This is a genomic window from Streptomyces sp. NPDC057623 (genome assembly GCF_042800355.1).
In the GTDB taxonomy this organism is placed as follows: domain Bacteria; phylum Actinomycetota; class Actinomycetes; order Streptomycetales; family Streptomycetaceae; genus Streptomyces.
This window is the reverse complement of the sequence record NZ_JBHVGZ010000110.1, coordinates 1-21,510: the sequence shown is the minus strand read 5'-3', so window position 1 is coordinate 21,510 and position 21,510 is coordinate 1. Positions and strand designations below refer to the sequence as shown.

The 21,510-nt window shown below is 70.0% G+C and carries 17 protein-coding genes, 1 rRNA gene and 2 pseudogenes; 8 read left to right on the top strand and 12 right to left on the bottom strand.

What is annotated here, in order from left to right; translation table 11 throughout:
• Window positions 1-88 (top strand): 5S ribosomal RNA (gene rrf, locus ACFU95_RS48005); the annotation flags it as partial.
• Between the two features lie 47 nt (window positions 89-135).
• On the opposite strand, the gene ACFU95_RS48000 is transcribed toward rrf, so the two are convergent.
• Together ACFU95_RS48000 and ACFU95_RS47995 are read right to left on the bottom strand one after the other, a co-directional pair.
• Window positions 136-813, bottom strand: coding sequence for a response regulator (locus ACFU95_RS48000; RefSeq protein WP_383843229.1), 678 nt, complete (start codon window positions 811-813; stop codon window positions 136-138).
• The gene (locus tag ACFU95_RS47995) at window positions 810-2,069 is read right to left on the bottom strand and encodes a sensor histidine kinase (RefSeq protein WP_383843226.1); all 1,260 of its coding nucleotides are present in this window, start codon (window positions 2,067-2,069) and stop codon (window positions 810-812) included. The genes ACFU95_RS48000 and ACFU95_RS47995 overlap by 4 nt, the downstream gene beginning before the upstream one ends.
• Window positions 2,070-2,154: 85 nt before the next feature.
• On the opposite strand from ACFU95_RS47995, the gene ACFU95_RS47990 reads away from it, so the two are divergent.
• The gene (locus ACFU95_RS47990) at window positions 2,155-2,718 is read left to right on the top strand and encodes a GNAT family N-acetyltransferase (RefSeq protein WP_383843223.1); all 564 of its coding nucleotides are present in this window, start codon (window positions 2,155-2,157) and stop codon (window positions 2,716-2,718) included.
• A 28-nt stretch (window positions 2,719-2,746) separates the two neighbouring features.
• Here the strand turns inward: ACFU95_RS47990 and ACFU95_RS47985 are convergent, their stop codons facing one another.
• From ACFU95_RS47985 to ACFU95_RS47950, 8 genes are all read right to left on the bottom strand, one after another.
• A complete protein-coding gene (locus tag ACFU95_RS47985) occupies window positions 2,747-4,294 on the bottom strand; it encodes a type IV secretory system conjugative DNA transfer family protein (protein WP_383843220.1) in 1,548 nt (515 codons plus the stop codon).
• Between the two features lie 30 nt (window positions 4,295-4,324).
• Complete coding sequence (locus tag ACFU95_RS47980) at window positions 4,325-5,740, bottom strand: ATP-binding protein (protein WP_383843217.1); 1,416 nt, start codon at window positions 5,738-5,740, stop codon at window positions 4,325-4,327.
• 6 nt (window positions 5,741-5,746) lie between these two features.
• Window positions 5,747-7,303: an SCO6880 family protein gene (locus ACFU95_RS47975; RefSeq protein ID WP_383843214.1), complete on the bottom strand. Its 1,557-nt coding sequence runs from the start codon at window positions 7,301-7,303 to the stop codon at window positions 5,747-5,749.
• Entirely contained in the window at window positions 7,300-8,616 is a 1,317-nt protein-coding gene (locus ACFU95_RS47970) for a hypothetical protein (protein WP_383843211.1), read from the bottom strand. The genes ACFU95_RS47975 and ACFU95_RS47970 overlap by 4 nt, the downstream gene beginning before the upstream one ends.
• On the bottom strand, window positions 8,606-9,436 hold the full coding sequence (locus ACFU95_RS47965; protein WP_383843208.1) for a hypothetical protein: 831 nt from the start codon (window positions 9,434-9,436) through the stop codon (window positions 8,606-8,608). Before ACFU95_RS47965 ends, ACFU95_RS47970 begins: the two co-directional genes overlap by 11 nt.
• A gap of 190 nt (window positions 9,437-9,626) precedes the next feature.
• The gene (locus ACFU95_RS47960; protein ID WP_003991275.1) at window positions 9,627-9,935 is read right to left on the bottom strand and encodes a hypothetical protein; all 309 of its coding nucleotides are present in this window, start codon (window positions 9,933-9,935) and stop codon (window positions 9,627-9,629) included.
• A 470-nt stretch (window positions 9,936-10,405) separates the two neighbouring features.
• Window positions 10,406-11,797 carry a peptidase S8 gene (locus tag ACFU95_RS47955; protein ID WP_383843204.1) on the bottom strand — a complete coding sequence of 464 codons (1,392 nt, stop codon included), beginning with the start codon at window positions 11,795-11,797 and terminating at the stop codon, window positions 10,406-10,408.
• A gap of 522 nt (window positions 11,798-12,319) precedes the next feature.
• The gene (locus tag ACFU95_RS47950; RefSeq protein WP_383843201.1) at window positions 12,320-12,922 is read right to left on the bottom strand and encodes a TetR/AcrR family transcriptional regulator; all 603 of its coding nucleotides are present in this window, start codon (window positions 12,920-12,922) and stop codon (window positions 12,320-12,322) included.
• 89 nt (window positions 12,923-13,011) lie between these two features.
• Between ACFU95_RS47950 and ACFU95_RS47945 the strand changes: the two genes are divergently transcribed.
• Window positions 13,012-13,989, top strand: a complete 978-nt coding sequence (locus ACFU95_RS47945) for an oxidoreductase (RefSeq protein ID WP_383843198.1) — start codon at window positions 13,012-13,014, stop codon at window positions 13,987-13,989.
• A gap of 46 nt (window positions 13,990-14,035) precedes the next feature.
• On the opposite strand, the gene ACFU95_RS47940 is transcribed toward ACFU95_RS47945, so the two are convergent.
• On the bottom strand, window positions 14,036-14,452 hold the full coding sequence (locus ACFU95_RS47940) for a hypothetical protein (protein WP_383843195.1): 417 nt from the start codon (window positions 14,450-14,452) through the stop codon (window positions 14,036-14,038).
• Window positions 14,453-14,690: 238 nt separating this feature from the next.
• Here ACFU95_RS47940 and ACFU95_RS47935 point away from each other — a divergent pair.
• The 5 genes and pseudogenes from ACFU95_RS47935 to ACFU95_RS47915 all read left to right on the top strand — a co-directional run bounded on the left by ACFU95_RS47935 (window position 14,691) and on the right by ACFU95_RS47915 (window position 19,946).
• Window positions 14,691-15,367, top strand: a pseudogene (locus tag ACFU95_RS47935) (PIG-L deacetylase family protein).
• An 88-nt stretch (window positions 15,368-15,455) separates the two neighbouring features.
• Entirely contained in the window at window positions 15,456-16,220 is a 765-nt protein-coding gene (locus ACFU95_RS47930) for a trypsin-like peptidase domain-containing protein (RefSeq protein WP_383843192.1), read from the top strand.
• Window positions 16,221-16,242: 22 nt separating this feature from the next.
• Window positions 16,243-17,976 carry a serine/threonine-protein kinase gene (locus ACFU95_RS47925; protein WP_383843189.1) on the top strand — a complete coding sequence of 578 codons (1,734 nt, stop codon included), beginning with the start codon at window positions 16,243-16,245 and terminating at the stop codon, window positions 17,974-17,976.
• Between the two features lie 113 nt (window positions 17,977-18,089).
• On the top strand, window positions 18,090-19,034 hold the full coding sequence (locus tag ACFU95_RS47920; protein WP_383843232.1) for an NlpC/P60 family protein: 945 nt from the start codon (window positions 18,090-18,092) through the stop codon (window positions 19,032-19,034).
• Window positions 19,035-19,235: 201 nt separating this feature from the next.
• Window positions 19,236-19,946, top strand: a complete 711-nt coding sequence (locus tag ACFU95_RS47915) for a phosphatase PAP2 family protein (RefSeq protein ID WP_383843186.1) — start codon at window positions 19,236-19,238, stop codon at window positions 19,944-19,946.
• Window positions 19,947-19,961: 15 nt separating this feature from the next.
• Here the strand turns inward: ACFU95_RS47915 and ACFU95_RS47910 are convergent.
• Window positions 19,962-21,419: pseudogene (locus ACFU95_RS47910) on the bottom strand (FAD-binding oxidoreductase); the annotation flags it as partial.
• Window positions 21,420-21,510: the final 91 nt, after the last annotated feature.

The following is a 21,510-nucleotide window of genomic DNA, read 5'->3' as shown; positions in this document are numbered from 1 at the left end:
CGGTTACATTCCGAACCCGGAAGCTAAGCCTTACAGCGCCGATGGTACTGCAGGGGGGACCCTGTGGGAGAGTAGGACGCCGCCGAACAAATTTTAGAAAGGGCTCACACCTTACGGTGTGGGCCTTTTCGCGTTTCAGGACGGCATCACCAGTCCGGTGTCGTACGCCAGAATCACCGCCTGAATTCGATCCCGCGAGCCGGTCTTGGCGAGGATGCGGCCCACGTGGGTTTTCACCGTTGACTCGGCCAGGTGGAGGCGGGTCGCTATCTCTGTGTTGGTCCACCCCTGGCCGATCACCGTGAGAATCTCGCGTTCGCGGTCGGTGAGGGGAGAGAGGCGGGGGTCGAGGGACGTGGGTTCAGGGCTCCCGGTGGAGCTCTGCCTCGGGAGGTGGTGGACGTAGGAGTCGAGGAGGCGGCGGGTCAGGCTCGGGGCGACCACCGCGTCGCCCGTGGCCACCGCGCGGATGCCCGACAGGAGCTCTTCCGGCTGGGCGTCCTTGACGAGGAAGCCGGAAGCGCCGGCGCGGAGGCCGGCGTAGGCGTATTCGTCGAGGTCGAAGGTCGTGAGGATCAGGACCCGGGTGCGGTCGCCGGATCCGGTGATGCGGCGGGTGGCCTCGATGCCGTCGAGGCCGGGCATGCGGACGTCCATCAGGACCACGTCGGGGTGGAGTTCCGCCGTCATGCGGACGGCCTCGCTGCCGTTGGCCGCTTCGCCCAGCACTGTCATGTCGTCCTGGCTTTCCAGGAGCATCCGGAAGCCGAAGCGCTGGAGGGGCTGGTCGTCGGCGATGAGGACGGTGGTCACTGCGGGGATTCCTCCGGGAGGTGCAGGTGGACGCGCCAGCCCTGTTCGGGGTGTGGGCGTGGGCCGGCCTCAAGTGTGCCGTCGTACAGGGCCGTTCGCTCGCGCATTCCGGGCAGGCCGCGGCCGCCGGTGGGCTGCGTGGGGTGAGGGCCGGGAGGTCCGCTGCCGTTGTCGGTCACCGTCACGGTCACGGCGCCCTTCTGCTCGTACGACAGCTCTATCGCGGCTGTTGTGCCGGGGCCGGTGTGTTTGAGGGTGTTGGTGAGGGCCTCTTGGATGACGCGGTAGACGGTGAGTTGGCGGCCCGGGGGGAGGGTGGGGCTGCCGTGGGTGGTGGTGTGGACGGGGAGGCCGGCGGCGCGTACGCCGTCGAGGAGTTGGGCGAGGTCGGTGAGGGTGGGTTGCGGGGTCAGTTCCGGCTGGGCGGCTCGGGACTGGTCCTCGTCGCGGAGGACGTCGAGCAGGCGGCGTAGTTCGGCGAGGGCCTGGCGGCTGGTGGTGGCGATGGCGTGCAGGGCCTGGGCGGCGCGTTCCGGGGACTTGGCGGCCGCGTACTGGCCGCCGTCGGCCAGGCCGGTGATGACGGAGAGGTTGTGGCCGATGATGTCGTGCATCTCGCGGGCGATACGGGCGCGTTCGGCCGCGGCGGCGAGCTGGGCCTGCTGGTCGCGTTCGATCTCCAGGCGGCGGGCGCGGTCCTCCAGAGCCTCGGTGTAGTCGCGTCGGGTGCGCACGGTGATGCCGATGGCCGCCGCGACGGCGATCGACATCACCACGGGGACGATGTCCGAGTCGGGGCTGCCCTGGGGGTGGCGGGCCGTCAGCACCGCCATGGGCGCGGTGATCAGGGCCGTCGCCCACCACAGGTGGTGTGTACGGCGACGCAGGGCGATGTGGAAGACGACGAGCAGTTGGAGCAGGACCGCCTGGAGGGCGGCGCCGGTCCAGGCGCTGACCAGGGAGAACGGGGCGATGGCGAGGAGTACGGCCCGGGGGTGGGTGCGTCGCAGGAGGAGCGGGACGGAGAGGCCGAGGCTCAGGGTGAGGACCAGCCAGCCGGGGTTGTCGCGGTCGCGGGCCACGTTGAGCCAGCCGCCGCCGTAGTAGTCGATCAGGGCCGCCGTCACCCAGAAGCCGGTGAGGTGCAGGTCCCAGACGAGTGGATGGCGTCGGTCGAAGGCGCGCACGCGTCGGGTGATGCGCTGGATGTGCTGGGTGAGGGGTTCCGTCCCTCGCTCTTCCGTCACGTGGTCCATCGTGCGGGGTTTCCGGCAGGTGGCACAGAGCCGCAGGCCGTATTCCGAGTGAGGGATGTCGTACCCAGGTACTACGGTGGCGGCCATGAGCACCACGAGCCCCGGGGCCTACGTCATCAGGTCGATACGTGCCGACGAGTGGTCCGCCGCGAAGGAGCTGCGGCTGACCGCGCTGCGGGATCCGGTCGCGCCGATCGCCTATCTGACGACGTATGAGGAGGCCGTTGCCCAGCCGGACTCCTTCTGGCAGGAGCGGGCCGCCGGGGCCTGTGAGGGAGTCGAGAGCGCACAGACGATCATCGCCGAGGGGCCGGACGGACGGTGGGTCGGGACGTTGACGGTGCTGGTCGAGGAGCCGGGGACGACCGACTGGGCCGGGTTTCCGGTCGAGCGGAAGCAGGGGCATGTCGTCGCCGTGTTCGTGCGGCCCGAGGAGCGCGGGATCGGGCTGACCGAGGTGCTGTTCGAGGACGCCCTTCAGTGGTCGTGGGCGCGTGGCGTGGAGCGGGTGCGGCTGATCGTGCACGAGGAGAACGGGCGGGCGCAGCGGTTCTATCGGAAGGTGGGGTTCGTTCCGAGTGGGGTGACCGTGCCGCTCGGTGAGGGGTCGGAGGAGTCCGAGTTGGAGTTCGTCATCGAGCGGCCGTGACGGCGGGCCGCGCCGGCAGCTGGTCGGTCTAGACGGGGAGTTCGTCGTGCGGCCAGCGGGAGCGGGCCTGTTCCCGGGACCGGAGCAGGGCCAGGGTCGGCATGCCCCGGTCTGCTCCGGTGGCCAGCAGCTCCGGCAGTTGGGGAAGCGGAGCCACGGCGGCGACGTCGTCCAGGACGAGCGTCAGTGGTGGGTCGAGGCGACCGGAGGATGACCGTTCGGCCATGTGCCGGCCGCGCTCGACCACGCTTGCGGCGAGGGCCGTCAGGAGTGGCATGGCCCCCGGGTTGGTTCGGGGGTCCTCGATGGATTCACCCACCACATAAAGCGTGCCCCCTTCATGGACGAAGGAATCCAAGGTGAGGGCATCAGTTCGGTTTGGAGTGCAGGACTCCCGGATGTTGACCGTGGAGAGCGCCGAGAGGGCTCTGGTGGTCAACTCCTGTGCCATGTCCCGGCGTTCGGGGTGAGCGGTGAGGGCGGCTTCGAGTTCGCCCGCCGCGCCCGGGGCCGCCTTCGGGTTGGTGCGGAGGATGCGTACGGCGTCCTGGATCTGGCCGCCCTGGGACCAGCGGTGGACGTGGCGGACGGTGCGGCCGTCGATGGCCGCTGCGTGGAGGTAGCTGCGCAGGAGCGTTTCGGCGGTGTCGCTGACCGCCTGGTCGAGGCGTGAGGTGGGGCGGACCGGGGTCAGGAGTGCGGTGGCTCTGGAGACCGCTGTGGGTTTGTCCTCGCAGCCCGTGGTGGGGGTCCAGTGGAGGCGGGCCGGGGTGTCGCAGAGGTGGGTGGGGTCGTAGAGGAGGACCGGGCCGAGCTTGGAGCGGGCGTCCTTGGTGTCCTGCCAGAGGGTCTCGTTCGAGGTGATGACGAGGGTGGGGCCTTCCGCGTCGAGTACCGCCTGGACCGCGGTCGGTCGGCGGTCTTCCCTGGTGGCGATGACGAGCCTTGCCGTCGCGGGTTCGGTGAGTCCCTGAGGTGTGGTGACGGTCGTCGGCCGGTCGGTATCGGGATGCCCCGTCGGCTGTGGTTGCGCAGGTTGGGCTTGCGCAGGTTGGGCTTGCGTCGGCAGTGGTTGCGACTCGGTTCTGGGCGCGGGCACGACCTGCGGTGCCGGTACGTCGTGCTGTGGCGGTCGGACAGCCTGTGCTATCGGTGCCGGTGCTTCCTCGTGCCCCGGCTCGCCCGCGAGCCCGGTCCTCCCTCCGCGCCGTCCCGCCCTGACGGCTCGCCACCGTGCCACTGTCCCCAGCACGAAGACGGTCAGCACGATCAGGACCATCAGCTGGCCGATGAGCAGCCCCCAGAACAAGCCGTACCCGGAGAGCTGGGCGCTCGGGGTCTCAGGCCACGCGCCCGGGATGTCGTGGGGCTGGGCGATCAGGGAGCGCATGGCCAGGGGGGTCTGGGCGAAGGTGACGCCGGACGGCCAGGAGCCGTGGGCGAACAGGGCTGCCAGGCCCGTTGCCGTCCAGACCAGCAGGGTCATGCCGAGGAGGAAGGCGAGTATGCCGAGGAGCAGGCCGTCGGGGATGCCTCCCTGGCCGTCCCGGTGTCCCCGGCGGTCGTCCGGTCTCACGCTGCCTCCCTGCCCTGCCCTGCGCCTGCTCTATGCCACCGTCGATTCGGAGTCGCCGAGGTGTTGTTCCACGAAGGCCGCCGCCCGTTCCTCCGCCTCCAGCTCGGCGGCGCGCAGGGCGTCGTCGGTCAGTTCGCGGTCGGCGGACGACTCGGTCATCGCGCGGTCGGTGAAGACCAGGGGGCGTTCTGTCTCGGTGATCAGGTGTTTGACGACCTGGACGTTGCCGTTGACGTCCCACACCGCGATGCCGGGGGTGAGGCTGGGGATGATCTCCACGGCCCAGCGTGGCAGGCCGAGGACGCGGCCCGTCGCCCTCGCCTCGTCCGCCTTCTGGGCGTAGATCGTCCTGGTCGACGCCATCTTCAGGATCGCGGCGGCCTCCTTCGCCGCCGCGCCGTCCACGACGTCGGACAGGTGGTGGACGACGGCGACGAAGGACAGGCCCAGGCGGCGGCCGAACTTCAGCAGGCGCTGGAAGAGCTGGGCCACGAACGGGCTGTTGATGATGTGCCAGGCCTCCTCGACGAGGAAGATGCGCTTCTTCCGGTCGGGGCGGATCCAGGTGTGCTCCAGCCATACACCCACGATCGCCATCAGGATCGGCATGGCGATCGAGTTGCGGTCGATGTGGGACAAATCGAACACAATGAGCGGCGCGTCGAGGTCGATGCCGACCGTGGTCGGCCCGTCGAACATGCCGCGCAGGTCACCGTCGACCAGGCGGTCCAGCACCAGCGCCACGTCCAGGCCCCAGGCCCGTACGTCGTCTATGGCGACGTTCATCGCCTCGGCCGACTCCGGCTCGGGGTGCCGTAGCTGTTCGACGATGTCGGTGAGGACGGGCTGGCGGTCGAGGATGGTCTCGTTGACGTAGGCGTGCGCGACCTTGAGGGCGAAGCCCGAGCGCTCGTCGAGGCCGTGGCCCATCGCGACCTCGATGATCGTCCGCAGCAGGGCCAGCTGGCCCGTCGTGGTGATCGCTGGGTCGAGCGGGTTGAGGCGGATGCCCATGTCCAGGGCGGCCGTCGGGTCCAGGCGGATGGGGGTTATTCCCAGCTCCTGCGCGATGAGGTTCCACTCGCCGACGCCGTCCTCGCCCTGGGCGTCGAGGACGACGACCTGGCGGTCGCGGAAGCGGAGCTGGCGCAGTACGTACGTCTTCTCCAGCGCGGACTTGCCGTTTCCCGACTCGCCGAGGACCAGCCAGTGCGGGGCGGGGAGCTGCTGGCCGTACAGCTGGAAGGGGTCGTAGATGTAGCCCTTGCCGGAATACACCTCGCGGCCGATGATCACCCCCGAGTCACCGAGACCCGGCGCGGCGGTCGGGAGGTAGACCGCCTGGGCCTGGCCCGTCGACGTGCGCACCGGAAGCCGGGTCGTCTCGACCTTCCCGAAGAGGAAGGACGTGAAGGCGTCGGTGAGGACGGACAGCGGGTCCCGCATCAGGTCCTACCTCCGAATGCCGGTGGCGAAGGGGAGTGTGTTGACGAATGCCCGGTGATGCTCGCGATCGCACCATTCCAGCTTCAGATACGACTTTCCGGCCGACGCCCGGATGGTCCGCTTGTCGCGGGCCAGGGCCTCGGGGGAGCGGGAGGAGACGGTGATGTAGCCGACCAGGTTGACGCCGGCGGCGCCGCTCGCGAGGTCTTCTCCTCGCTGGTCGAGACGGTTGTGGGCGGCGATGTCGCGGGGGTCGACGGTCCGGTTCATCTTGGCGGCTCGGCTGGCCTCCGCCTCGTCGTTGGTCTTCTCGGTCAGCATGCGTTCGATGGCGACCTCGGTGGGTTCGAGGTCCATCGTGACGGCGACCGTGCGGATGACGTCCGGGGTGTGGACGAGGAGCGGCGCCAGGAAGTTGACGCCGACCGGGGTCATGGGCCACTCCTTCACCCAGGCGGTGGCGTGGCACCAGGGGGCTCGGGTGGAGGACTCCCGGGTCTTGGCCTGGAGGAAGGTGGGCTCCATGGCGTCCAGCTCGGCCGGCCAGGCGTTGCGCTTCGTCATCGCCTGGATGTGGTCGATCGGGTGGTCCGGGTCGTACATGGAGTGGATGAGGGATGCCAGACGGCCCTGGCCCAGCGGCTGCCGGACGCGGATGTCGGCCTCCTGGAGGCGTGAGCAGATGTCGGTCAGCTCGCGGGCCATGACGACGGCGAGACCGGCGTCGCGGTCGACCTTGCCGCCGTGCGGGCGGGCCGCGCGGGCCATCGCCTGGGCCTCGGCGGCCAGTTCGCGGGTGAAGTGCATGCAGGCGACGAGGTAGGCGCGGTGCTGCTCGCTGCTCGTCGACACCATCGACTGGAGCTGGTCGTAGGACTCCTGGAGCCAGCCCGGGGCCCGCTCGTCGCCCCGTACGGCGACGTCCTTGGCGTGGGCGTCCGGGTCGGCGGGGAGGGTGCGGGCGAGCATCTGGATGCGGGTGACGAAGCCGTCGCCGTTCGCGACATGCTTCAGCAGGGTGCCGAAGCGGTCGACGAGGGCTTCCTGGTCCTCGGAGTCGCGCAGGCCCACGCCGGGGCCCTCGATCTCGATCGCGGCCGTGACCGTGCGCCGGTCGGCGTGGAGCAGTACGGCGATCTCGTCGGGCCCGAAGGGGGCGGCCAGCCAGGTGATGCGGCCGATGCCGGGCGGCGGGCCGACCTCGATCTCGCGCCCGTCGAGGAGGGTGCCGGCCTCGACGGCGCCGGAGCGGTAGGCCGTGCCCTGGCGGAGGGTGCGCTTGTAGCTGCGGTTGATCTCGAACCACTTGTAGAGGGTCCGGTGCTTGTACGGCAGGTAGACCGTGGCCAGCGCGAGCAGCGGGAAGCCCATGAGCAGCACGATGCGCAGGGACAGGACGGGGACGAGGAGCCCGCACATCATGCCGAGGAACGCGCCCCCGATGATCAGCGCGATCTCGCCGGTCTCGCGGTTGCGGCCGACGATCGCGTTCGGCCGGGCGCGGCCGATCAGATATGAACGGCGGGGTGTGACCGCGTGGGACACGTGGGACTCGGTCGTCAACGCCCGTCACCTCCTGAACGATTGCTGTTGCGGGTGTTACTGGCGTGGGGGGTGTTCACCGGGCTGCTCGAACGGGGTGCGGGTGCGGCGGAGGGGACAGATCCGCCGCCCCCGTTCGAGGAGCGCGAGCTGTGCGCGGCGACGCCGCCGGAGGCGGGGTTCGAGGGGCGGGCGCCGCTCGACTGGCCGCCGCCCTGGTTGTCCGCGCGGGAGCTGTGGGTCTTGATGCCCTGGGCGACGAGGGTCGCCGGGGAGCTGATCACCGCGGCGGCCTTGCCTTCGGCGCCGCGCATGATGCGGTTGTTGCGGGAGCCGGCGAGCTCGTCGCCGAAGCCGGGCACGAAGCGGTAGATCATCGCGCTCGCGAAGATGGCGAGCAGGATGATGGCCAGGCCGGAGACCACGGCCGAGAAGGCGTTCGGGCCGTCGTCGGCGGACAGGGCGCCGGCCAGGCCGAGCACTATGACGATGACCGGCTTCACGAGGATGACGGCGATCATGATGCCCGCCCAGCGGCGGACGTGGCCCCACAGGTTCTTGTCGACCAGGCCGGCGTAGACGACGGTGCCGAGGAGGGCGCCGACGTAGAGCAGGGCGGCGCGGATGACGAGCTCCAGCCAGAGGACGCCGGCGGCGAGGATGGAGACCAGGGACACCACGATCAGCATGATCGGGCCGCCGCCGATGTCCTCGCCCTTCTCCAGGGCGCCGGAGAAGGTGCCGAAGAACGTGTCCGTCTGGTCGCCTGTCGTTTTCGCGAGGACTTCCGTGATGCCGTCGGTGGCCGATACGACCGTGTAGAGGATCAGCGGCGTGAAGGCCGACGCCAGCACCGTGAGCCAGAGGAAGCCGATCGCCTCGGAGACGGCGGTGCTGAGGGGGACTCCGCGGACGGCTCGTTTGGCGACCGCCAGGAGCCAGAGGAGGAGGGTCAGGACCGTCGAGGCGGCGAAGACGACCGCGTACTGCTGGAGGAACTTCTCGTTGGTGAAGTCGACGTTGGCGGTCTCCTTCACGGCCTCGCTGAGCTTGTTGACGGTCCAGGCGGCGGCTTCGGCGCAGCCCTTTGCCAGGGAGGAGAGGGGGTCGAGGGTGGAGGTGGGGTCGGTCAGGGAGGGGGCGGTGCGGCCTCCGCCTGACTCGCTTCCTTGCTCGCAGTACTTCTTGGCGGGGCCTGCGATGAGGGAGCACGCGTCGTCGCTCGGTGAGGGTGTGGGGGCTGCGACAGCGCGGGTTGCCAGCAGTACGACGGCGGCTTGTACGGTGGCGACCAGGCCGGTGAGCCTGAGCGCGCGGTTGTGGTTACCGGGCATAGGTGAACCCTCCGAACTCCTGGACCGTCTTGCTGATCTCCGCGGACCCGGAAATGGGGTTGTCGCCGGTGACGGGGGTCGGGCCGGTCTTCTGCGTGGTCTCCAGGACCTTCCAGTCGCCACCGCTCCAGTTCAGCTTCATCGTCACGGTGAACCAGGTGCTGGTCACAGGGTTGGTCGAGTCGTCACCAGCAAGCCCGAACAGGCCGTTGCACCAGACCTCGACCGTGGCAGCGTTGCTGCTGAAAGAGGTGGCCTTGGTGCCGGCCGGCAGTGTGCGATTGACGAACGTCTTGCCCGACGGAGCACTGCCGTCGTCGTTGAGGCCGATTCTCTGGAGGAGACCTGCGGAGTAGTCCTTGTCGAAACCGGACTGGAGCCGCTCAACCGAGCTGGGGGCGGCGACGGTCTGCACGATCTCGTGCCGCCTGGACACGCTGAACATGCCGTCAGAGCCCAGCGCAGCTGCGTAGTTCGCCGCCGCGCTCTGCGCCCCCTGTTCATCGTGCGCGAACCCTCCGGGAATCCCCGCGGCCTTCCCGTCCACGGGGCGGGCCCCGCTGGCTGCCGTGGATGAGGAATTCGGCTTGTTTTCGTCCCCGGAGGGGGAAGCGGAGTCGTCGCCTCCACGGTTCGCGAAGGCGATTGCTGCGATGAGGAGGACGACCACGCCGACCACGGTGACCAGGCTCCGGGACGATGAACGGCCGCCTCGCCGTGCGCCCCCGTACACGTCGCCGCCGCTTTCGGGCAGGCGTGTGCGGGTCTGGCCCGTGCCTCCGTAGCCGCCGGAGGACTCCCGCTCGTCTCCGAGACTCATGCCGCGTACGCCCCCTCGACGTCGGACAAAAACACGTAGGAGTACGACGGTAGCCGTGCTGGTTCCCGCATGGGCGCGGTGTGGTGACTCGACATCAGGGAAACGCAACCTCAGCCGGTGGGCACGACGGGTGGGTGGGGGACGAGAGGGACCGGGTGTGCCCGGAGCGGACGGGCGGGGACGGAGTCGCCTAGACGGCCATGCCGTACACGATGGTGAACAGCGTGCCCAGTGAGCCGATGATGAAGACGCCCGTCAGGCCGGCGATGATCAGGCCCTTGCCCTGCTCGGCGCTGAAGGTGTCACGCAGGGCCGTGGCGCCGATGCGCTGTTTGGCCGCGCCCCAGATGGCGATACCGAGGCAGAGCAGGATGGCCACCGCCATCACGACCTCGATCATCACCTTCGCCTCGTTGCCCAGGCTGCCGAAGGGACCCCAGTCCGGAGCGATCCCGCCGATGATGGTGTTGATGTCGCCCTTATCGGCCGCAAAGAGCATGTAAGTCACCGCCCCTGTTGGGTAGTTCCGCAGTCCCCCTGCGGTGCGCAGAGGTCAGCCCTCATTCTCGCCGACGATGGCGCTGTCGTATGTCGACTTGGCGTCATCGATGGGCGGGATTCGTACGAATACCTCGCACCGTCACTCTATGTATCACGGCAGGTCACGCCGGGCAACGAGGCCTGAGCGGAACCTGTCGTGTGGTTGCGTCGTTAGGCCTCTTCACGCCGGGTGCCGTTTCTGGCGGCCGGTCGGGTGAGCCCGTCGGGTGACTGGTCGTGCCGGTGTTCTGCGGGTGAAGGGTATCCGGCGCTGGTGAACGGGCGTGGGTGGGGTGCCGGGTGCTCCGAAGGGTGAGCGGTGTGGTGTGAGCTGACGTCCCGGCAGTGGTGGGCGGGCAGGACAGGAATGTGCGACGGGCCACGGCGGAGATGCCGTGGCCCGTCGTTGGTTCAGCTGGTGACGGAGGGTCAGCCGGTGAAGGCGGCCAGGCCCTGGGGGGTGCCCCAGCCGGTCGGGCCGTCGTAGCCCGACTTCGCGGTGCAGAAGTAGCTCGTGGAGCAGGTGCCGTTGTTGCCGCTGGTCACGTCGTTCAGCGCCGAGGTGCCGGCCGCGTTGTACGGGTACTGCGCCGGGTAGTCGCTGCTGCCCGGGGTGCCGCCGAGGGCGTAGACGCCCGCGATGATCGGGGCGGAGGCGCTGGTCCCGCCGTAGGTGTTCCAGCCCGTGCCGTCGGCGCCGTAGGTGTCGTAGACGGAGACGCCGGTCGCGGGGTCGGCCACGGCGGAGACGTCGGCGACGGTGCGCTTGCCGCAGCCGGTGTCGGTCTGCCAGCTCGGCTTGGCGTCGTAGGAGGAGCAGCCGGAGCCGGGGCCGGAGACGCTGCCGTCGGAGTTGGTCTGGAACCAGACCTTCTCGCTCCAGCCGCGGCTGGAGGACGCCTTGCTGAGGGCGGTGCCGCCGACGGCGGTCACGTACTTGGACGCCGCCGGGTACTCGACGCCGTACGCGTCGTCGCCGGAGCTGACGGTGATGGCGACGCCCGGGTGGTTGAAGTAGGAGGAGTCGAAGCTCGTGTCCGAGGACGACTCGGAGCCGCCGTAGGAGTTGGAGACGAACCTGGCGCCCAGTTTGACGGCCTCGTTCACGGCCGTGCCCAGGTTGGCCATGCTCGTCGACTTCGCCTCGACCAGCAGGATGTTGCAGTTCGGGCAGATGGCGGAGGCCATGTCGACGTCCAGGGAGATCTCACCGGCCCAGCCGCTGTCGGGGGAGGGGAGGGAGGTCGTGGAGCCGGTCTGACTGACCTTCTTGAAGCAGCCGTTGTCCGTGGTGCACTCGGACAGGCCGTAGTGGTCGCGGTAGGTGGCCAGGTCGGACTCGGCGTTCGGGTCGTCGTAGGCGTCGACGATGGCGATGGTCTCGCCGGCGCCGTCGGCGGCGGCGGCGGAGGTCAGGCCGTAGGCGGACTGGAGGTCGCTCGGGCCGTAGCCGGTCGGGGTGCTCGAGTCGGCGTTCGGCTTGATGGTCGCGGGCTCGACGCCCTTCTTCGCGGCCTGTTCCTCCTGGAAGGCGGTGGTGCCCGAGGTCACGCGCAGGGCGTCGCAGGACGCGAAGCCCTTGCTCGGTGTCGTGTCGCACTGCGGGGTGTACTTCACGTGGGCCTTGGCGACGGCTGCGGCGATGGCCTGGCTGCTGACCTTGCCGTCGGCTTTGTGGTGCGCGGCCGGGGTGGCCGCGCTCGCGTGGGCCGCGGTGCCGAGCCCGGCGAGGACGAGGGCGAAGGTGGCTGCGGCGGCGGAGCCGGCGCGGCGCCATCTACCGCGTATGTGGGGGGAGTTCGGGGTGGGCGACGTACGCAACGTACAGCCTCCTGAGAGTGGTTGGCAGAGGCCTGCGGGTGGGGGGTCCACCGGTGTGGTTCCCGGTGGGGGCGGCGGCCCGCGATGACTGTCGCTTGTTGGGTACGTGACAACAAGATGGGTTCCGGAATCCTGACTCCGGTATTGCCAGGGGGCGTTGGGGATTGCTGATCAATGGCTTGGGGATGGGTGGGGGATGGCCTTGGCTTGACCACCCCGGTCGAATCCACAAGGGGTGGGGAGTCGGGGCCGGCCGGCGACGACTGCCCGAAAGGCTTGCTGGAACCCGGTCTTGCGGCGCCGGGACGCTCCGCTGGAAGTGAGCCGTCCTGCCCCTTGGCGGTGAGTCACCGCACTTCGAACGCGCCCACCCGCTTGGCCGCGCCCACCTGCCGCTCGGCCGCGTCGTCCGCCAGAGCCTCGTCGCGCGGGGCGCTGCCGACGGCCGTCAGGCGCCGCCCTTCATCCGGTTGGCAGCCCTGCGCGTCTCGGCGTTGCCGTGCGGGGCGGTAACGCGAACCGTCAGCGGGGCCTGAGGCCGTGCAGCAGATGGTGGACCAGGCTCTCCACTCCCGCCAGGGCGGCTTCCGGTGTCAGCCAGCCGGCGCTGATGAAGCCGGCCACGCCGTGGAGGGCGGCGCCCGTGACGAGGTTGAGTTCCTCCGGGTCGCCGTCGATGATCTCGCCCCTCTGCTGGGCATCCGCCAGGACCCGTACGAGGCTCCCCACCGTCTCCTCGACCGCGCTGGCCATCTGCGCCGAGGCGTCCGGCTCGTGCTTGCGGGCGTACATGAGCTCCAGGAGCGCGGCGTTGTCGATGGCGAAGCCGAGGTAGGCCCTGGCGAGGGCGGTGAGGCGGGGTTCCAGGGGGAGTGCGGGGGAGTCGGCCGTGTTCAGTGCCTGGGCGAGCCGCTCGTAGCCGGTCAGGGCCAGGGCGTTGAGCAGGGCTTGCTTGTCCTTGAAGTGCCGGCCGGGGGCGGCGTGGCTGACGCCGACCTCGCGGGCCAGTTCGCGGAGCGAGAGGGCGGCGGTGCCCTTCTCGCGCAGGGTGCGTTCCGCCGCGGCGAGCAGGGCGGCGCGCAGGTCTCCGTGGTGGTAGGGGCGGCTCTCCGGCATGGGGACCATCGTAGCTTGATGTTGGCGGTGCCATCTTTGTTGGCGCCGCCATCATTGTTGTCATTGACAGCATTGTTGGCGGCGTCTACATTCGGGCTATGGCCGAGAAGGCTGAGACAGTCGAGAAGGAGCTGACCGACATGGCCAAGCAGACTTGGGACGCGACGAGCCTGCCCGACCTCGCGGGCCGTACCGCCGTCGTCACCGGCGCCAACAGCGGGATCGGGCTCAGGGCGGCTGACGCGCTGGCGCGCGCCGGTGCGCACGTGGTGTTCGCCGTACGGGACCCGGAGCGTGGCCGGGCTGCGGCCGCGACGGTGAGTGGCAGCACGGACGTGCGGCGCCTGGATCTGGCGGATCTGTCGTCCGTGCGGGAGTTCGCGGATGCGTGGCAGGGGCGGCCGCTGGACCTGCTGATCAACAACGCCGGCGTGATGATGGTGCCGCAGCAGCGGACGGCGGACGGCTTCGAGATGCAGTTCGGCACCAACCATCTGGGCCACTTCGCGCTGACGAACCTGCTGCTGCCGTACGTCACCGACCGGGTCGTGACGCTGTCGTCCGGCGCCCATCGCTGGTTCGGCGCGAGGATCCGCTTCGAGGACCTGAACTGGGCGTCCGGCTACGACCCGAACCGCGCGTACGCCCAGTCGAAGCTGGCGAACCTGTTGTTCACGCTGGAACTCCAGCGCCGTCTGACGGAGGCCGGCTCCCGGGTCCGCGCACTGGCCGCGCACCCCGGTTATGCCGCCACCAACCTGCAGAGCCATGCGGGCAGTGCGGTGATGCGCGGCTTCATGAAGGTCGGCAACAGGATCTTCGCCCAGGACGACAGGGCGGGCGCCCTGCCGACGTTGTACGCCGCGACGCAGGAACTGCCCGGCGCGAGCTACGTCGGGCCCGACGGGCTCGGTGAGATGCGGGGTGCGCCGACGCTGGTGGGGCGGACCACCGCGGCGAGCGATGCGGCGGTGGCACGGCGGCTGTGGACCGTCTCCGAGGAACTGACCGGCGTGAGCCGGCCGTTGGGGAAGACCGGGGCCGGGGCCGGGAGCGTGGTGGCGGCCGAGCGCTAGGACGCCTGGCCGCCACCTGGGCGGGAACCGGGCCGGCTTCCCGGGGTCAGGACTCCGGCTGGGTCACCGTCAGAGCCCACCGGATGTTGTCCGCGGAAGCGTCGACGCCGATCGAGAAGGATCCGAAGCGGACCACGCCGGGATCCATCGTCACGGAGCCCACGCCGGCCCCGTCGGCGGGACAGTCGACCGAGAACGCGGCGATCTCCGTCTCCTGCGACATCGTCACCCGCACATCGCCGCCGCCCTCGCACGCCACCGTGAGCACCGTCGGCAGCGTGTCCCACGCGCCGCCGGACGCGACTCCGCCGTCTCCCGTGTGCTCCGGTACCCACACCAGGCCCTCCGGGCCGGGGTGGGGCAGCAGGACGTCGCTCGACGCGGCGGCGGGCGCCGCTCCCAGGCCGGTCAGTCCGCAGGCCGCCAGTGCCGTCATGGCCAGGGCACGGCTGGTTCGTGTCACGTCGGTTCCCCCTGAAGATGCGATGCGTATGTGTATGAAGGTGCGTATGAAGGAGGTGCGTATGAAGGTGCGTTGGTCGTCGGTCAGTTGAGCGGTTCTGGCACAGTTCTGGCACAGTCTGCCGGGCCGGATGACCTTGTGCCTGAGTATCCGTACTCAGGGGTAGGGCGTCCCTGGAGGTGGTCCGTCGATGTCCATGCCGATGTCCATGCCCGCGTCTGCGCCGGTCTCTGCGCCGATCTCTGAGCCGAGCCTTCTCGCGGTCTTCGCCCACCCGGACGACGAGTCCCTGTTCTCGGGCGGAGTCCTCGCCCGGCACGCGGCCGCGGGTGCTCGTACCGCCGTTGTGACGGCGACCTGGACGCCGGACACGCGACGCGGTGCCGAACTCGCCGAGGCGCTGCGGATTCTCGGTGCCGGCGCCCCACGCATGCTCGGGTATGCCGACGCCTGGGCGCCGCAGTCGGCGCCGGGCGGCCCGCGGTGGTGCGACGCGCCGCTCGACGAGTCGGTGGGCCGTCTGGTGGCTCACCTACGGCAGTTCCGGCCGGAGATCGTGATCACCCACGATGCCTACGGCGGCGTGACCGGCCATTCCGACCATGTGCACACCCCCTCTACCTGGCCGCGCATCCGCACTCGGCGCTCGCGGCCCTGGAGGACCTGGCGCGTGCCGGCAAGGGCATGAACACCGTTCCGGACGAGCGGATCACCGCGACGGTGGATGTGCGCCCCTGGCTTGAACAGAAGTGGGCCGCCGTACTGGCCCATCGCACCGAGGTGGAGCGAGGGGCGGTGCCGGGGCTGCTCGCCGGCCTTCCGGCGGACGTACGGGAGCGGATCCTGGCGACGGAGTGGTACATCCGGCAGGACCCGGTCTCCGCCGTGCCGCCCCAGACGGAACTGACCGTGTGAGGGATCGCCCGAGCATGCCTGGGCGGGGCTGACTCTTTTCTCACGGGGCTGACTCTTTTCTCACCTTCGTGCGGAAGGGTGGCGAGCGATGAAGCGTCCCTCACGTTCCGCCCTGCACGCCGTCGCCGTGCTGTTCGCGGTCGCCTCTGTCACCTCTGCCTCCACCGCGGCCGCCGACGACGGCTCCGGCCCCTTCGGTGTCACCGTCGCCGCCGCGACCACCGCGCAGACCGCCCGCGTCGGTGCCCTGTTCGCGGGTGGCCGGCGCTTCTGTACCGCCTCCGTCGTGCACAGCCCGCGGCACGACCTCGTCGTCACCGCGGCGCACTGTCTGGACGGCGGTGCGCGGGACGTGATGTTCGTGCCGGGGTACCGGGACGGCGAGGCGCCGTACGGGGCGTGGCGGCTCGGGAGGCGGTTCCTGCCGCAGGGGTGGGTGAAGGGGCGGGGCGAGGACAGTGACGTGGCGTTCGCGGTGGTGGCGGACCGGGGTGGGGAGGGAGGCGCCGGGGAAGGGGTCGAGGATGTCGTCGGCGGCAATCGGTTCGTCACGGGGATGGCCACCGGGGCCACGGCGGTGACCGTGACCGGGTATCCCAACGCCCGCCGGGCGCCGGTCGGTTGCACCGACAAGCCGACGTCGCACAGCCGCCGCCAGCAGCGGATCGCGTGTCCGGGCTTCAGCGGCGGGACCAGCGGCAGCCCTTGGGTCAACGGGGACGGGGAGGTCGTGGGCGTGCTCGGTGGGCACGACGGGGGCGGGGCGACGGCGGACGTGTCGTTCAGTGTGGTGTTCGGGGCGGAGGCGGCGGCGCTGTATCAGGAGGCGGAAAGGGGTTCCCCGTCGAACTGATCTCTGTGGCAAGGTCAGTTCGGTGGACGCACTGAAGGATCGGGACCCGGCGCACATAGGCGCGCACACCCTCCTCGCTCGGCTCGGGGCGGGCGGTATGGGGCAGGTCTATCTCGGGCGGTCGCCGGGTGGGCGGTTGGTCGCCATCAAGGTGATCCGGGAGGAGATCACCGATCATCCGGAGGCGTTGGCGCGGTTTCGGCGGGAGGTCGAGACCGTGCGGGCCGTGCGCAGCGCGTACACCGCCAACCTGATCGACGCGTCGTTGGAATCGGCGCCGTACTGGCTGGCTACGGAGTATGTGTCGGGGCCGACGTTGAGCAAGGCGGTGGGGGAGCGGGGGGCGTTGCCCGCCGAAACGTGCCGTGGGCTGTTCGCCGCCCTTGCCGAAGGCCTTGCGGCGGTGCATGCGCACGGTGTCACGCACCGGGACCTCAAGCCGCAGAATGTGATGCTGGCCGCGCAGGGGCCGCAGCTCATCGACTTCGGGATCGCGCGCGGCGCGGGTCAGACGGCGCTCACGGAGGCCGGATTCGCACCGGGCACGCCTGGGTTCACCGCGCCCGAGGTGCTGCTGCGCAACGAGGTCGGGCCCGCGGCGGACGTGTTCGCGCTGGGGGCGACGCTCGCGTACGCGGCAAGCGGGAGGCCGCCGTTCGGTATGGGGGAGTCGGCCGGGGTCAGTTACCGGGCCGTGCACGAACCCATCGATCTCGGAGGCGTGGAACCCGGGTTGGCGGGCCTCATCGAGACGTGTGTGGCCAAGGACCCGGCGGCACGGCCGGGGCTCGACGAGGTGATCGCGCGGTGCGGGGTACGGGCGGCGCTCGTCGAGGACCCGGTCTACGCGGGCCTCGCCCGACTGGCCGAGGCGGTGCCGCAGACGCCGGCGCCCGGACGGGCGGGTGCCGCGGTGCCGGCGCCTCCGGGGCATCCGCCGTTGGGGGCACATGAACTGCCCACGGCCGGGTCGGCGTACGGGTATACGCCCACGCAGGTGAGTAGGCCGGCGCAGGCTGCGCGACGCCGTCGTTCCGGTCCTTGGATGGTGGCGGGAGCTGTGGGCCTCGCCGTGGGAGTGGGGGCGGCCGCCGCATTGGTGCTTCTGCCCGGAAAGGGCGGGAGCCAGGAGAAGGAGGCGGGAGGGACGGCGACACCGGGAGTCACATCGACGCCTCCCACGACTCCGGCGAGCGACGAGACAAAGGTCGAAGCACCGGCGTACGTCGAGCAGACGAACCCCTCACGCGACTTCTGGACCGCGGACGAGAACTCGCAGTACGGGGAGGGAGCATGCCAGCTCCCGGCCGAGGAGCGTAACGAGTACTTCCAGTTCTCTGTCGCGGCCGCCGATTCCGAGGCGCCGTACACGTCCGGCAAGGGCCGGATCACTCTGCGGCTGAAGTACGCGGCCCCGAAGGCGGGTGAGTCGTACTACGTCTCGGTCGCTGTGAAGCCTCCGCACGAGATCGACCCGGATACGGGCAAGCCCTACGAGGGAGGTCTCCAGCAGAACCTGGACCTCGGGTACACGAGCAAGCCCATCGACCTGTATGAGCGCTACCGCTCGGACCCGGACAACACCGGGGTGGAGCTGACGTATCCCGACGACTTCCAGAAGATCGTGAACGGCAAGCGGTACGACAGCGCCATCCCCGTGGAGAACGACCCGGGAGACTGGACCGTCCTCTTCCTGCACACCGCCGGACCGAGGCAGTACGCGAGCATCGCCTGTCATGGCTTCACGGTGAAATAACGCCACTCTCACCGGAAATAGCCTTGAACAGCAGCGATATGGGGGAGGGTTGAGCCGTGCGAAAAGTATGGGTGGCCGGTGGTGTCGCGGTCGCGCTCGGCCTGAGCTTCGTGATGCTGCTCGTCGTCGGGGTGTACATCGTCGCCGGAAACCTCGTGAACGGTGTCGGCAAGGGCAGCGTCGGGCTGGCCAAGGGGTCCGTGCCCGGTGCGTACAAGACGCTTGTGCAGAAGTGGGGCAATCTGTGCCCCGCCATCAACCCCGCCCTGCTCGCCGCCCAGCTTTACCAGGAGAGCGGTTGGGATCCGGACGTCGTCAGCCACGCCGACGCCCGCGGCATCGCCCAGTTCATCCCGAGCACCTGGGCCACGCACGGCGTGGACGGAGACGGCGACGGGGACCGCGACATCTGGGACCCGAACGACGCGATTCCGTCGGCCGCGTCGTACGACTGCGAACTCGCCAAGTACGTCAAGGACGTCCCCGGCGACACCACGAACAACATGCTCGCCGCCTACAACGCGGGCGCGTACCGCGTCATAAAGGCGGGCGGGGTTCCGGCCATCACCGAGACCCGGAACTACGTCACGAGGATCCGCAGCCTGGAGAAGAGCTTCGCGGCGCCCACGACGCGAGTCGACCCCTCCAAGCAGGCCGCCGGCGCCATCTACTACGCCCAGAAGAAGCTCGGCACGCTCTACCTCTGGGGCGGTGACGGTACCGCTGCGGACGATGGGCGGTTCGACTGTTCGGGGTTGACGAAGGCCGCGTACGACAGTGTCGGGATCTCGTTGCCCCGGGTCGCCAACGATCAGTACAACGCGGGGCCGCATCCTGACCGGGACGAGTTGTTGCCGGGGGATCTGGTGTTCTTCTCGGACGACCTCACCAACTCCCGGGCCATCCGGCATGTGGGGATTTATGTGGGTGGCGGGTACATGATCGACGCGCCGAGAACGGGTGCTGTGATCCGGTTCGACCCGATCGACACCCCGGATTACTTCGGAGCCACTCGGGTGACCGAAGATGGCGCGAAAGCGCTGCCCACGACGGTGTAGACGGAGCGTGAACCCACCCCCTGAGCTGCGGTGATGGGTCTCTCTTCGATAACGTCTGCGTGATCATTCAGTGGAGTGTGGAACGTATCAACAGGGGCCGTGCGTTCCTGGTGTCGTAGCCGGATCTACAACCACGGGGGTGGGCGGAGCGGCGTACGCACGTTGCGCCGAGCCAAGAGACGACGAAGGGGCCGCAGCATCATGGCTGGACTCGCAGATTCCGGGTCGAACCCCGACGTCGACCTGCTCTTCGACATCAATGGCCTGGCCAAGGACGCCCCGACCTGGTTCGACCGGGTCATGGAGTTCGTCGGTGAGTACGGGATCGTGCTCGCCATGGTGCTGCTGGTGGTGTGGTGCTGGTGGTCCGTGCGGCGTCGGGGCGACGAGGGCGCCGCCTCGTCCGTCGCCGCGCTGGTGTGGGCGCCGCTGGCCGCCGGGATCGCGGTACTGGTGAACGTGCCCATCCGGGGGTTCGTCGAGCGGCCCCGGCCGTTCCTCGATCACCAGGGGCTCGAAGTGCTGGTGACCGGCAAGACCGACTACTCCTTCGTGAGCGACCACGCGACGATCGTCATGGCCCTCGGCGTCGGGCTGTTCGTCGCCAACCGGAAGTTCGGGCTGGTCGGGATCGGGCTCGCGCTGCTCGGAGGGTTCTGCCGGGTCTACATGGGCGTGCACTATCCGACCGACGTCGTCGGCGGGTTCGCGCTCGGTACCGCCGTCGCCCTGCTGCTGTCGCCGCTGGCCATGGCCCTGCTGACGCCCGTGATGTCCGCCGTCGAGCGGTCGCCCAGGGGCGGCTGGCTGATCAGGGCGCGGGGCGTGTCCCGGCCGGGCGGGCAGGAGGCCATGATTCCGGGGGCCCGGAAAGAGGCCGCGGGCGCCGAGGAGCGGGACCTCGCGGCCTAGCCGGGGGACAAGGGCTCACAGCGCCTGCGGGTAGGTGAAGAAGCCCTCCGGGTCGTACTGCTTCTTCAGCTTCGCCAGGCGCGTCGCCGCGTCCCCGTAGTACGCATTGCGCCAGTTCCTCAGGGTCGGGTCGGTGTAGTTCTGGTACGCCGCGCCCGAGGCGTACGGGCGCATCGCGTCGTGGGCCGACGTCAGCCAGGACTGGGCCGCGGAGCCCGAGGTGCCGGCGCGCCAGGAGGCCAGGTACTGGGCCAGCATGCGGGAGCGGCGGTGCACGAAGGCCGTCGCGGTGGGGGAGACGCGGTTGACGGCCCCGCCGAGGGCCGTGAGGGCGATGCTGCCGGAGCCGCCGCGGACGGACTGCATCTGCCGCAACAGCGTCTGTATGCCCGCAGATGAGAGCTTATGGTCGAAGAAATCCGACTTGGCGGTGTACGTCTCGCGGTTCAGCGCGCCCTGCGGGGAGTGGCCCGGGGTGGAGCCGGGGAGGTGGCACTGCGCGTCCGTGGCGAAGGACGAGCAGCCGGCGTACAGCTCCATCGACTCCTCGTACGAGCGGCGCTTGATCAGGACGCTGCTCGCGGGGCCGGGCCCGCCGGGGCCGTCGGCCAGGCGGTCCACCGCGTTCTTGAGTTCGCCGTAGGTGCCCAGGGAGAACGCCGCGAGGGAGATGGTCGGGGTGCCGCCCGCGTGGTTCGAGATGCTCAGCGCCGACCAGATCTCGTCGGGTTGGGTCGGGCCCCACTCCTGCCATGCCTTGATCAGGGTGGCCGCCTTCGACCAGGGCCAGGACATGTACGCCGTGACGGCCTGGGGGGCGGGGTGGGTCCTGAACCGGAGCTCTGTCACGACGCCGAAGTTGCCGTTGCCGGCGCCGCGCAGGGCCCAGAAGAGGTCTTTGTGGGTGGTGGCGTTGGCGGTGAGCTGCTTGCCGTCGGCGGTGATCAGGGTGGCCTGGGTGAGACTGTCGCAGGTCAGGCCGTAGGCGCGGGAGGTGACGCCGTGGCCGCCGCCCAGGGTGAGGCCGGAGACGCCGACGCTGGGGCAGGAGCCCGCGGGGATCGTGACGCCCTTGGCGGCGAGGGCCCGGTAGACGTCGATGAGCTTGGAGCCGGCGCCGACCACCGCGGTGCCGCCGCCGGCCCGTATGCGGTTGAGCTTGGAGACGTCGATGATCAGGCGGTTGTTGCCGGAGGACCAGCCGGCGTAGGAGTGGCCGCCGTTGCGGATCGCGACGTGGAGGTTGTGGGCGCGGGCGTAGGCGAGGGTGGTGCGGATGTCGTCGGGGTGGGCGACGTAGGCGACCGCGGCGGGCTTCAGGGAGTCGAAGCGGGTGTTGTAGAGCCGGTGGGCCGACTTCCAGTCGGCGTCGCCCGGGCGGATGAGCCGGCCGTCGAGGTCCTGGGCCAGGGCGGTCCAGTTGGCCGGGGCGGAGGCGGCGGTGTTGGTGGTGGTTTGGGTGCGGGTGCGGGTGCCGGTGCCGGCACCCGCACCCGAGGCCTACCCCGTGTCCGTGCTGCGGTTTTAAGGGGGTGCCGGCAGGGCGGTGGGGGATGCTGCGGGT